Below are 12279 nucleotides of genomic sequence, written 5' to 3' on the forward strand. Positions count from 1 at the left end.
TGCACGTCTTTTTATTCTCGATCACCCGTCTCGGACAACGAAAGCGTAAAACGGCGACCGCCCAAACGACGACTATGGAACTGCGTGTTATCGAGAAAACCGACACGGAGCTGCGGATCGAGATCGCCGGCGAGGATCACACCTTCATGAACGTCCTGAAAGGGGAACTGCTTGAGGCCGACGGCGTTTCCGCCGCGACCTACAACATGAACCCCGAGCAGTCCGGCGGCCAGACCGAACCCGTCCTGTCGATTACGACCGAGAACGGCCGCGACCCGCTGGACGCCTTGGCCGACGGCGCGAGCGCGGTTCGCGAGACGACCGACGCGTTCAAAGACGCCTTCGAGGCGGCAGCGTAGTTACTGCCGGATCGGGAGGCCTTTGTCGGCGAGATAGGCTTTTGTGTCGGCGATGCTGTACTCATCAAAATGGAAGATTGAGGCCGCTAGCCCCGCATCCGCACCAGCCTCGACGAAGACTTCCTCCATATCCTCCGGGCCGCCACAGCCTGAGGAGGCGATCACCGGCGTCGAAACATTGTCGCAGACCGCCTTCGTCAGCGGGATATCGTAGCCGTCTTTCGTGCCGTCGGCGTCGATTGAGTTGACGAACAACTCGCCCGCACCGCGGTCTTCGGCCTCTTTTGCCCACGAGATCACGTCGCGACCGGTTCCCTCACGGCCGCCCTTGACGGTGCATTCGAACCAGACTTCTTCGCCGTCGACGGTGACGTAATGCTCGCCCTCGTCGTCGTACCGGCGGCGGGCGTCGACGGAGATGACGATACACTGACTGCCGAAGGCCTCGGCGCCTTCGGTGATGAGTTCCGGGCGCTCCAGCGCGCCGGTGTTGATCGAGACCTTATCTGCGCCAGCGCGGAGGGTTTCCTTGATGTCGTCTTTGGTTCGGATGCCGCCGCCGACCGTCAGTGGGATAAAACACTCGTCGGCGACCGCCGAGACCGTTTCGAGCATCGTTTCGCGTCCCTCGGCGGAGGCGGTGATATCGAGGAAAACGAACTCGTCGGCCCCGGATTCGTTGTAGGCTTTCGCCATCTCGACGGGGTCGCCGGTGTATTTGAGATCCTCGAAGTTGACCCCGGTGTAGACGGCGGCGTTGCCGTCGTCGTCGAGGTCGACGTCGATACAGGGAATGATTCGTTTTGTGAGCGTCATCTGATACGAACGCCTACGCAACCACCGGGTAAAAATCGTCTGCAACGGGGGGAACTGCCACCAGCAGGTCTTCGGGGGAGGGTCGTCGTCTCGTCGATTTGCGAAAGGACTGGAATTATACACCGGCAGTAAGTACGATCGGACAGCCCGCCCTCCACTACGTCCAATGCTCTTCGAATTCGGTAGCGTGCTCTTCTGGCACGTGCTTGCGTTCGGTCTCGCGTGTGTGCTCGGGCTTGGGAGTGCCATCTGGACGTACCACCGCCGCGACCAACACGCTGCACAGGCATTTTTGTTGTTCCTTGGGGTCACCGTCGCGTGGAATGCGACCGTACTGCTCAGGATCGTCGGTTCGGTCGCCCTCGGCTGGGAACTCCACCTCATCGAGCAGTTCTTCCAAGTGTTGATGACCCTCGTCTGGTTGTATTTCGCCGCGGTCTACGCCGGCTACCGGTCGGTACTCATGCGGCGATCGGTCGCCTCCCCGCTGGCCGCCGTTGGGATCGGCATGCTTGCCGTGGAGTCGTTTCCACCGATCGCAGCACGGACAAACACAGATCCGACGACCATCCAAGAGCCGTTTGCGTTCGTCACCTGGACTGATACCGCACTCTCGGGGATTGTCGAGGTGCTTGCGCTGGCAGCGTTTGCGATCGGCTCCGGGCTGATCCTCTATAAGCTGTTGACCGCAAACTACGTGCAGGCCTGGCAGATCGCCCTCGTTTTTGCCGCAACGTCCGGCGCGATCCTCGTTGAGGTGGTCGAATCGTCGATCCCACACGCGGTCTCCGGGGTCGACTATCCGGCGATAGCCGTGACCGGTGTTGGCGTCTCCTACGTGGTCGGACTCTACCGCTATGATCTGTTCGGCTACACGCCGGTCGATATGTCCGATGTGATCGATGGGATCACCGCGCCGGTGGTCGTTCTCAACCCCGAACAGCGGATTGTGGATTTTAACGCCTCAGCGGCGGCGATGTTTCCGGCGGTGGCCGCCGGCGAGCGCGCTGATGCGGTGTTACCGACGGCGGTTATCGATGCGGTGCCTGCTGATCTCACCGCCCCAACCGACACCGAGGTGACCCTCAGCCGTGACGGCGATGAGCGAGTCCATCGGCTGTATGCCGCACCGCTGGATTCCTTTGGCGACAGCTACGGTGTTGCGATCACGGTTCGGGATATCACCACTCAGCGTCGTCGAGAGGAAAACCTGGCACTCCTCAAGCAGATCCTCACCCGTGCGCTCAGACACAACATCCGCAACAAGGTCGACATCGTCCAAGCGAACAGCCAAGCCCTGATCGACCAGCTTGATGGGACGGAAGAAACACAGGCCCGCGCTGCCTTCGAGGCCGCCGATGATCTGCTTTCGATCAGCACCAAGGCGCGGACGATGAAGGATGTCGCCGAACACCGCGGGCGCACAACCCCGGTGGCGATGTGTGAGCTACTGAGCCAGACGGTCGCCGAGTACGACCAGCAGTATCCCGAGACAACCTTCGTCGTCGACTGCCCGTCAGCGTGTACGGTCGAGGTGACACCGGATATCAAACCCGCCGTGGAGAATCTCATCGAGAACGCCGCCGAGCACAACCCCGCGGCCGACGCGGAGGTGCGGGTAACGCTCGATCAGCAGGCTGACGCCGTGGTGCTCACGATCGCCGACAACGGGCCCGGCATCCCAGCAAATGAGCTCACCGTGCTAGAGCGCGGTCGGGAGGATGTTCTCTCCCATGGGAGCGGGCTTGGCCTCTGGATCGTGACGATGGTCGTCGAAGAGATCGATGGGACGATCACCTACGATACCGGCGACGACGGCACCACAATCACGCTGCGACTCAATCGGTCGCCAGCCTAATCGTCGCGGTTGTGGAACGCCGCAGCCGCCAACAGCGGGAACACCAGCGTCGCCTCGGCTTCGATCTGGGTGTAGTTGGTCTCCTGTTCTTTGATCTTCCCCCAGGAGACGGCTTCGTCCGGCGGCGCGCCCGACAGCGAGCCGTCGCCCTCCATCCCCGTCGAGATGTAGACCACGTAGTCCGCGCCGCCGCGGAACAGGTTCGTCATGATCGCGTGGTGTTTCGGGACGCCGTCGCCGACGGAGATCAGGCCGGTTGTGTCGGCCAGCAAGCCCTGTTCGATGAGCTTGTCGTAGTCGTCGAGGATCTCGATGCCGATGTCGACATCGTTGGCCTGCCGGTAGTAGTAGAGGAAGTTGCCGACCTCGGCGTCGGTCAGCGCGGGACAGTAGACGGGCACGTCGTGATCGGCGGCCTGTTTCAGCACCGAATCCTCGTCTTCGAGTCGCTCGCCCAGCTCGCGGGCGAACGCGGTCGGCGTGCGCACCTGCTCGTCGGCGAAGAAGTCATCGAAGAAGTCATAGAGGTACTGTTCGAGCCAGACGTAGCGATCCGAGGGGACGTAGAGGTTGCCCAAGCGGTTGATCCCCTGTTCGCGGAGTTCGGCCTCGTCGGCCTCCCACTCGCCCATCTTGAACGGGCGGGCACTCTTGATCACGTCCTCGGTCAGCGAGCCGGAGGTCGTGATCAGCACGTCGACGTAGCCCTCGCGGATCAGCGAGGCGACGACCTCCCGCAGCCCCGAGGAGATGATGTTTGAGGTGCAGGTGAGGTAGATCGTGGCGTCGTCGTCCTGCATCTTTTTGCTGATCTCGATGCCCTCCGCGAGGTGGGTCGCCTGAAAGCCGGTCGTCGCGTAGCTGTCCAGTAGGTCGTCGAAGTCGAACTCGCCGCGGAAATCGTAGCCGCGCACGTCGGCGGTGTCGGGCTCGTTGTCGCTGCCCGGCACGACGTGGTCGTGGGTTTCCTCCGCTGTGTCGTTGCTCATACGCGAGCGTTGGGCTACGGGGGTTTGAACGAATCGGGTTCGGTTCGTTAGAAATCCGTATTACTGCTGTACAACCTACCCAATCTTGATTTATATTATGATGACAGATTATAACATCATTCGTTGAACTTTAAATGGCATACCCCACCACGTTCGAATACTGGCTTTGATAATATGGTTCGAATCCAAAAATCAAACTCACTCTGGTCACCTTCAAATGCATCTCCGAAATAAGCCATTAAAAAGTCATTTTCAGAACACCAATCCCGATCAGGTCTGAAGTCGGCGTCATCCGGCTTATCAATATCTGAATATGTCTTCTGGACTATATTAACCGAGTCACTATTGAACAAATATCCGCCATCCAATTCTAGTTTACTTGGAACCCATTCTATCTCAACCTCTGATTGGGCTATCTCAACATTCATTCGACTGTTTGTAATCCGCCCATCTTTTCGCCAATTAACGAGTGCTGTCCTGTAGTTTGCTTCATTAGGAAGAAAAAGATAATCCGGCTCATATACCTCGCCAAATGCTTGAATTAAAGTATCAAAATTAAATTCGTTTGTTGCTACTTGGCTGATCTGACCGGAATTGGCCCGTTGCTTAATCGTCGACAGAATATGTCTTTTTTCTCCTCTTGAGATTACTTTTGCAAAATCGAAGCCAAGAATCTCGTTTGTTGCAATCTGTTCGTCAGAAAAGAACCGTTTAGGTAAATTGCTACGCTTTCCTATTTGCACGTATTCTCTATCCGAGTCCTGTTCGGGTTGGAAAGGCCGCCAATCAACATATTCATGCACAAATGATTCTTTAGCGTACGCTTCTTGCATCTGATGTACAAATTTTTCTAGTTTCGAATCCGAGATGTTCATGCGTTATTTGACCAATCCTGCATTGAGATAGACTGTGGCAATTGTGGATCATTCTTTTTTTCATAGGCTTGTACTTGTTGTTCTATCAAATCCTGCTGCGCCTTGTGTTTTTGATCCATCGTTGATTGCCGCGCTATCCAACCATCCAAGGATCTGGCTCCAAACAAGGCAATGTACAAAAGCAACAGACCAACAGCCAAAGGGATTAATAATACAATTATTTGTGGAATATTGACTGAATTATCGGTTGTGAGTATAGTGACAAAATATATTGATGTGCTGATGTAAGATAAGGAGACAAAAATAGTGCCTGTAGAGGCCAAGTATCGGTATAGGTTCGTATAGTCTACCTTTGCAAGATTTCCAACCGCCTTGCTCATTGAACAAATTGCTCTTTTATCCCAATGAATTTAAGTTTTTTTCAATTGCTTTATTTAATATATCCATAAGGTGTTCTGTTGAGTAGCCTGGACGCAATCCTATTTCAGCCGGTAAATCCGCGCTTCCCACGGCCGCAGATCGAAGGCTTCGGCGTCGACATCGGTCGCGCGCTCGTCGGCCCCGTAGTTACACAGCAGGAGTTCGGCCTCCATGTCGTGAGGGTTGAAATCGACCTCGTACTCCGGAATCCAGGTGTGGCCCTCCCACTCGGCGAAGTTGAGCGTGACCAGCAGTCGCTCGTCGCCCAGCGTGCGCACGTACGACCAGACCTCCTCGTGGTCGTTGATCAGCACCTCGTAGTCGCCGTAGACCATCACGTCGCTCACGTCACTGTCCTTCCGGAGCTCCATCAGCTCGCGGTAGTAGTGCCAGATCGAATCCTCGTCGGCGCGGGCGGCCTCGACGTTGATCTCGTCGTGGTTCGGGTTGACGCCGATCCACGGCTCGCCGTCGGTGAAGCCGGCGTGCTCGCTGTCGTCCCACTGCATCGGCGTCCGGGCGTTATCGCGGCTGTTGTGCCGTAGGCCGTGTTTGATGTCGTCGAAGTTCTCGATCTCGCCGCTCTCTAAGGCGTTCCGCACGGGGTTTATCGTCTCCACGTCGCGGAACTCATCCAGCGAGTCGAAGGGGTAGTTCGTCATGCCGATTTCCGCGCCCTGGAAGATGTACGGCGTCCCACGCAGGGTGAAGATCAGCGTCGCCAGCAGCTTCGCGGACTCCTCACGGTACTCGCCGTCGTTGCCAAAGCGGGAGACCAGCCGCGGCTGGTCGTGATTGCTCAGGTAGATCGAGTTCCATCCATCCTCGGCGAGCCCGTACTGCCAGCGATTAAACGAGTCTCGCAGGTCGTTGAGCGTCCACTCGTTGGTTTCCCAGATCTCGCCGCCGTGATCCAGCAAGACGTGATCGAAGTGGAACAGCGTCGACAGCGGCCCGTCGCGGCCGACGTAGTCGATGGCGGTCTCCATATCCATCCGGCCCATCATCTCGCCGAGGGCGAACACGTCCCGACCTTCGAGCACGCGGTCGTGCATGGTGTCGAGGAACTCCTGCATCCGCGGCCCGTCGAAGGTCTCCCAGACCTCGGTGCTGTTCAGCGGCGGATCGTGTTTGGTGACCGAATCCGGCTTTGAGAGAAGGTTGATCACGTCCATCCGGAAGCCGTCGATGCCCTTGTCGAGCCACCATTCCATCATCTCAAAGATCTCGTCCCGCACGTCGGGGTTCTCCCAGTTCAGGTCGGGCTGTTTCTCGTCGAACAGATGGAGATACCACTTGCCAACATCCTCGTCGTAAGCCCACGCCGGGCCGCCGAAGAAGGACTCCCACTCGTTTGGTGGGGCTTCGTCCTCAGGGCCGAGATGGCCGGTGAAGCCCCCGACATCAGTGCGGCCGTTCTTCCAGATGTAGTAGTCGTGGTAGTCGCTGTCGGGATCGCGGGCGTTGACGAACCACTCGTGTTCGTCGGAGGTGTGGTTGACCACGAGATCCATGATGAGCTTGATATCGCGGTCGTGGAGGCCATCCAGCAGTTCCTCCCAATCCTCCATCGTCCCGAACTCGTCCATGATCGACTGGTAGTCGGCGATATCGTAGCCGTTGTCGGCGTTTGGTGACTCATACACCGGGTTGAGCCAGATGATGTCGACGCCAAGATCGTCGAGATAGTCGAGTTTCTCGATGATCCCCGGGATATCACCGATCCCATCGCCGTTTGTATCATTAAAACTTCGAGGATAGATCTGATAAATAACCGATTCTTTCCACCACGCACGGTCAAGAAGCTGTTCGTCCGTCGTCGAGGCTGTCATATCTCACGTTGTTCGTCCGACTGCGTTAATACCTATGCTTCCGGCGACTATGGTGATGCGTGTGTTTTAGTATGCTACCGGCGAACAGTCAGCTAATGACCGCACACGATCACGACGATGAGGATCCGTTCGATCGACACGAGGGGGAGACGGCCAACCGTGTCACCGCCCCGATGCAGTCGTTCACCCGCCAGCAAGCGACGACCGGCGGGCTCATTCTGCTTGTTGGCCTGCTCGTCGTCTTTGGGCTCCCGCTGATCGCGCTGTGAGCCGGCTGCCGGCTACAGGCTCTCGGTGAAAGAACAGAAGTCGCCGTTTTCTGAAACCGAACAACCCCGTGTTTCGCTGTCGACGCCGGGGCGTGGATACCACGCCAGCGGGTGGTCGGCGACGAGGTCGACGGTCACGCGCTCGCCGAGTTCGAAATCCTCGACGTGGTTATGCAGACAGTGGATCGTATCGCCGCTGTCGAGTTCGACCCGGTAGATGAACGACGGACCGACGTACTGCCGGGAGACAACCTCTCCGTCGGTCTGGTCTTCATGCGCCCGACCCGCCCGCAGGTCATCAGGTCGCACAAGCACGTCGACGGCGATTCCCTCGTATTCGGCGGCGTAGCCGTCGAGGGTTCGGGCATCGAAGGCACCGATCCCGGTTTTGACGGTGTCGTCGTGAACGTACGCCGTCAGGAAGCTTGCCCGCCCGAGGAAGGAGGCCACAAACCGAGATTTCGGCTGCTCGAAGACGCGTTCGGGCCGCCCAAGCTGTTCGATCTCGCCGTCGTTCATCACGGCGACACGATCGGAGATCGAGAGCGCTTCCTCCTGATCGTGGGTCACGGAGATCGCGGTGACGCCGGCCTCCTTGAGAATCGATCGTACCTCCTCGCGCATCTCGACCCGCAGCCGAACGTCGAGATTCGAAAACGGCTCATCAAGCAACAGTACTTCGGGTTTAGGCGCGAGCGAGCGGGCGAGCGCGACGCGCTGTTTTTGCCCGCCAGATAGCTGATCAGGAGATTTCTCGCCGTGATCGGGCATATTGACCAGCTCCAGGAGCTCATCGACGCGGGCTTCGGTGTCGACAGCGTCCATGTCCTCCAGTCCGAAGGCGATGTTTTCTCGCACCGAGAGATGCGGAAACAGCGCGAAGTCCTGAAAGACGATCCCAACGTCGCGTTCCTCGGGATCGGTCGCCTCGGCTGGCCTTGCCACCGGCTCGTCGTTGAGCGTGATTTCGCCGGCTGTCGGCGTTTCAAGCCCAGCCAGCAGCCGGAGGGTCGTCGTTTTTCCGCAGCCGGAGGGGCCGAGTAGCGTGAGGAGCTCGCCGCGTTCGACAGCGAGGGAAATCTCGTTGACGGCGGTCTCCTTGCTGAACTCCTTGGTCACCCCATCAAGTTCGAGAATCGGATCGTCGACGGTCGATTCCGACTCATCCGGCATCGTCGGGTGCTCGGCGTCCTGTGCGACCGCGCCGTGCATGAGTGAGTTGTTTGCCATAGCGATTCGAAATGAAGCAACTCCACAGCCAGCGACGAGGTCGCCGGTGGCGTGGTGGCTCCGTTCTTGCTGTCACACTACTTTAGGATCTCCTAAAAGCATGTCGGCTTCCGTCCCACCGGCCACACCAACAGGGTCTTTACCGGCTGTCGCCTCGACTGTGGTGAAGCAACAGGGTGTCGACGTAGGATACCGACACCCTCGCGCTTCAACCCTACTACCGCGAGCGACAGCACTAGCTCCGTTTACAGACAGCAGTTTGCGGCACTCTGTCCGCGAATGTTCTCCCGTCAGCAGCCGGTCGAGCCGACTGCCACAGCCATTTACTCCAGCGTCTCGGGGATCACATCTCGCAGGTCGGCGACCGCCTCCGATTCGAGTTCGACCGTTTCGTCGCCGACCGTCAACGACAACTCACCATCAGCGGTCGCTTCGCCGAGCGATTCGACCGCGGCGACGCCATCGAACGCTTCGCGCACGCTCTCGGGATCGGTCGTCTCGATGACGACCCGGCCGGGCGTTTCGTCGAACAGCGCGACCGCGTCGTCGACGGCTACATCGGCACCGGCGTCGGCCGTCAGCAACTCCGCCAGCGTGACCGCCAGCCCGCCGTGACTCACGTCGTGGGTCGCCAGCGTTGACTCGTCGCGGGCGACCTCGGCGATCGTGGCGACGAGGTCGGCGGGGTTTTCGGGCAGTTCGGGGAAGGCGTCGCTACCGCCGACGGCGTTGAGATATTCGGAGCCACCGAGGGCATCGCCAGCGTCGCCGACGAGCAGTAGTTCGCCTTCACCGCTGAGCGCGGCCGGCGGGGCGTCGTAGCCGGCTTTCGTGCCGACCATCGCCAGCGTCGGCGTCGGTGGGATCGGTCCCGCTTCGGAATCGTTGTACAGCGAGACATTGCCGCCGACCACCGGTGTCGAGAGGTCGGCACACATCTCCGCGAGACCGTCGACGATGCCCTTGAAGCCGCCGTACACGTCGGGTTTCTCGGGGTTGCCGCCGTTGAGACAGTCGACCGCGGCCAGCGGGACTGCCCCTTTGGCGGCGATGTTGGTCGCGTTTTCGAGGGCGACTGCTCGTGCGCCGCCGTAAGGGTCGGCTGTCGTCCAGTTCGGATTCGCGCCCGACGAGATGGCGAGACCGGTTCCCGCACCCGTTGTGTCGTCGGCGTCGCCGCTCGTCTCCCGAACCGCCATGATCGCCGCGTCGTCACCGGGCTTCATCGCAGTTCGGAGGCCGACCTCGTGGTCGTACTGCCGATAGACCCACCGCTTGGAGGCGGTGTTGGGGTTCGCAATGACGGCCTCGATTGCCGCGTCGAGATCGGCGTCCGGCAGGTCGTGCTCGGCGGGTTCGGGAGCCACGCTGTCGAGGTCGTTCATCGGCGCGCCCTCCGCGAGGAATTCGGGGTCGACATCGACGACGACCTCGCCGTCGAACGTACAGGTGTAGTTGCCCTCGCTGACCTCGCCGATCACCGAGCAGCCAAGGTCGAACCGGTCGGCGATCTCCGCCACGCGGTCGACATCCTCGGGGGCGACCTCGTAGCACATCCGCTCTTGGGATTCTGCCAAGAGGATTTCCAGCGCGTTCATGTTGGGTTCCCGTTGGTGGACGCGATCCAACGCGATGTCCGCGCCGAAGCCGCCCTTAGCGACGAGTTCGGAGGACGCCCCACCGAGGCCGGCCGCCCCGAGGTCGCGGGCCGACTGAACCAGGTTTTCGTCGATCAGCGTCTCGCTGGCTTCGATGAGCAGTTTTTCGCTGTAGGGGTCGCCGACCTGGACGGCTGGGCGATCCTCGGTTTCGGCGTCCTCGTCGAGATCTTCGCTGGCAAACGACGCGCCGCCGAGGCCGTCGCGGCCGGTGGCGTTGCCAAAGAGAACCAGCTTGTTGCCGGCCTGTTGAGCTTCGGCGGTCACGACGCGTTCCTCGTCGGTCAGGCCGACGCAAGCAACGTTGACCAGTGGGTTGCCGACGTAGTCGGCGTGGAAATCGACGCTGCCGGCGACCGTCGGGACGCCGATGGAGTTGCCGTAGTCGCTAATCCCCTCGACAACACCTTCGAAAAGATACTGAGAGTGTTCGCGGTCGAAGGAGCCGAAATAGAGGCTGTCGGCCAGCGCGATCGGATACGCGCCCATCGACAGCGTATCGCGGACGATGCCGCCGACGCCGGTGGCCGCGCCGTCGTAGGGATCGACGTAGCTCGGGTGGTTGTGGCTCTCGATACCCAGCGTGATGTAGGTCTCGCTGTAGTCGTCGCGTGTGCGCTCGCTTGCGGGCGTGTCGGCGGCGTCGGGTTCGGGGACAGCGATGACGGCGGCGTCGTCGCCGGGGCCGATGACGACTTGGCTCCCCTCGCTGTCAAAGGCCCCAAGCAGGGGCCGCGAGGAGCGATAGGCGCAGTGCTCGCTCCAGAGATTTTCGAAGAGATTCGCCTCGGCGGGCGTCGGCTCACGGCCGAGCTCGGCGGTGATCAACTCGCGGTCGGACTCCAGGAGACTCATTTGGCCTCCCTTTCGAACCGCCGGCTTAATCTCTTTTCATGTTCGGGATGCGGTCGCAAAAATGGGGCTGCAGTGTCGATTTACTCGAAGAGCTCGTCGACCGCGTCCTCGGCGGCATCGATCGCCGCGTCGGCGACCGCCTCGGGGTCGGCTTCGGCATCGTCGACCGTGTTCAGGTAGATATCGAGATCCAACACGCCATCCTCGAAGGTGACGGTGATATCGAGATCCGTGATCGCGGAGTTCGCAAACCGCGAGAGGATCAGCCCCTCGGCGGCCTCCGCAGCGGTGGTGACGACCGTTTCGTCGTCCGGTTCCGTACTCATTTACGCGCCGCCGGCGCCGCCCGGACCGGCCGGGCCGCCCGCGCCACCCGCGCCGCCGAGCATCTGCTGGAGCTCGTCCTGCAGGCTCTCGAATTTCTCTTGGACTTTCGTCTCCTGTTTGTCGAGCTGTTCGGCGCGGACTTCGAGATCCTCGACTTTCTCTTCGAGTTTGTCGGATGCCGACGCGTAGTCGGTCTCGATGAGGAGTTCGCCGACCTCGCGGTACATCGTCGCGTCGTCGTCAACGTCGTCGAGGGCGTCGAGTGCGGCCTTGGTCTCGGTCAGTGTGGACTCGGTCTGCTGTTTCTGCTCGGAGACCTCCTGGGCGGTCTCTTGAAGATCCTGCAGCGTTTCGAGTTTGTCCTGCGCTTCCGGCGGTAGGTTACCCTGCATACCCCACTGGATGGTCGCCACATGGAAAAAGCCATGCAATTCCGACGGCCGTCTGATCGACAGACGGCGTCGGGATCGTGTCGAATCTAACCGGTGTCGGCTCTCGACAGCGGTGGCATTCTGGGCAGTTATCTCCGCGTGGCCACTGTGGCGTGCCGATCAGGCCAGTATGTCGTCGGCGACCGTTTCGGCGGTCGCCACGTAGCGACACCAACTGTTGATCCCGGCGCGAAGCGCGACGCGGTCGGTCGCGCTGATCTCGACGGTGAGGATAGCCGCGTCGCGGTCGACGCTCACTGTCGAGCGATCCTCGTCGAGTTCACCGACCTCGACAGCGATGCTGCGTTCGACCCGCTGTGCGGCTGTCGCTGTCGGATACTCAAAACGCAACTGCGTAGA

At 60.2% G+C, this 12279-nt stretch carries 13 protein-coding genes; 3 read left to right on the forward strand and 10 right to left on the reverse strand.

The window, feature by feature from the left end; genetic code table 11:
- The first annotated feature begins 74 nt into the window (after nt 1-74).
- The gene (locus tag DM826_RS03920; RefSeq protein ID WP_120101693.1) at nt 75-359 is read left to right on the forward strand and encodes a DNA-directed RNA polymerase subunit L; all 285 of its coding nucleotides are present in this window, start codon (nt 75-77) and stop codon (nt 357-359) included.
- Here DM826_RS03920 and hisF read toward each other — a convergent pair whose 3' ends face one another.
- Nucleotides 360-1175, reverse strand: a complete 816-nt coding sequence (gene hisF / locus DM826_RS03925; protein ID WP_120101696.1) for an imidazole glycerol phosphate synthase subunit HisF — start codon at nt 1173-1175, stop codon at nt 360-362.
- Nucleotides 1176-1341: 166 nt separating this feature from the next.
- Here hisF and DM826_RS03930 point away from each other — a divergent pair, with 166 nt between their 5' ends.
- Nucleotides 1342-3033 (forward strand): sensor histidine kinase, encoded by a 1692-nt coding sequence (locus tag DM826_RS03930; RefSeq protein ID WP_120101698.1) that lies wholly within the window; start codon nt 1342-1344, stop codon nt 3031-3033.
- Here DM826_RS03930 and DM826_RS03935 read toward each other — a convergent pair.
- The 4 genes from DM826_RS03935 to DM826_RS03945 form a co-directional block, all read right to left on the reverse strand.
- Entirely contained in the window at nt 3030-4022 is a 993-nt protein-coding gene (locus DM826_RS03935; RefSeq protein WP_120101701.1) for a deoxyhypusine synthase, read from the reverse strand. The genes DM826_RS03930 and DM826_RS03935 overlap by 4 nt on opposite strands.
- Before the next feature lie 116 nt (nt 4023-4138).
- Nucleotides 4139-4897 carry a hypothetical protein gene (locus DM826_RS03940; protein WP_120101704.1) on the reverse strand — a complete coding sequence of 253 codons (759 nt, stop codon included), beginning with the start codon at nt 4895-4897 and terminating at the stop codon, nt 4139-4141.
- On the reverse strand, nt 4894-5277 hold the full coding sequence (locus tag DM826_RS12790; protein ID WP_133304631.1) for a hypothetical protein: 384 nt from the start codon (nt 5275-5277) through the stop codon (nt 4894-4896). The genes DM826_RS03940 and DM826_RS12790 overlap by 4 nt, the downstream gene beginning before the upstream one ends.
- Nucleotides 5278-5376: 99 nt before the next feature.
- The gene (locus DM826_RS03945; RefSeq protein ID WP_120101706.1) at nt 5377-7149 is read right to left on the reverse strand and encodes a glycoside hydrolase family 13 protein; all 1773 of its coding nucleotides are present in this window, start codon (nt 7147-7149) and stop codon (nt 5377-5379) included.
- 95 nt (nt 7150-7244) lie between these two features.
- Between DM826_RS03945 and DM826_RS12960 the strand changes: the two genes are divergently transcribed.
- Nucleotides 7245-7418 carry a DUF7550 family protein gene (locus DM826_RS12960; protein WP_165853242.1) on the forward strand — a complete coding sequence of 58 codons (174 nt, stop codon included), beginning with the start codon at nt 7245-7247 and terminating at the stop codon, nt 7416-7418.
- 12 nt (nt 7419-7430) lie between these two features.
- Here DM826_RS12960 and DM826_RS03950 read toward each other — a convergent pair whose 3' ends face one another.
- The 5 genes from DM826_RS03950 to DM826_RS03970 all read right to left on the reverse strand — a co-directional run bounded on the left by DM826_RS03950 (nt 7431) and on the right by DM826_RS03970 (nt 12270).
- On the reverse strand, nt 7431-8591 hold the full coding sequence (locus tag DM826_RS03950; RefSeq protein WP_205738792.1) for an ABC transporter ATP-binding protein: 1161 nt from the start codon (nt 8589-8591) through the stop codon (nt 7431-7433).
- 380 nt (nt 8592-8971) lie between these two features.
- Nucleotides 8972-11161, reverse strand: a complete 2190-nt coding sequence (gene purL / locus DM826_RS03955; RefSeq protein WP_120101710.1) for a phosphoribosylformylglycinamidine synthase subunit PurL — start codon at nt 11159-11161, stop codon at nt 8972-8974.
- Between the two features lie 80 nt (nt 11162-11241).
- Nucleotides 11242-11487: a DUF3194 domain-containing protein gene (locus DM826_RS03960; protein ID WP_120101712.1), complete on the reverse strand. Its 246-nt coding sequence runs from the start codon at nt 11485-11487 to the stop codon at nt 11242-11244.
- Complete coding sequence (locus DM826_RS03965; protein ID WP_120101714.1) at nt 11488-11880, reverse strand: prefoldin subunit beta; 393 nt, start codon at nt 11878-11880, stop codon at nt 11488-11490.
- Nucleotides 11881-12039: 159 nt separating this feature from the next.
- The gene (locus DM826_RS03970; protein WP_394338538.1) at nt 12040-12270 is read right to left on the reverse strand and encodes a KEOPS complex subunit Pcc1; all 231 of its coding nucleotides are present in this window, start codon (nt 12268-12270) and stop codon (nt 12040-12042) included.
- Between the last annotated feature and the right edge of the window lie 9 nt (nt 12271-12279).

Source organism: Halonotius aquaticus, from assembly GCF_003605575.1.
Classification (GTDB): domain Archaea; phylum Halobacteriota; class Halobacteria; order Halobacteriales; family Haloferacaceae; genus Halonotius; species Halonotius aquaticus.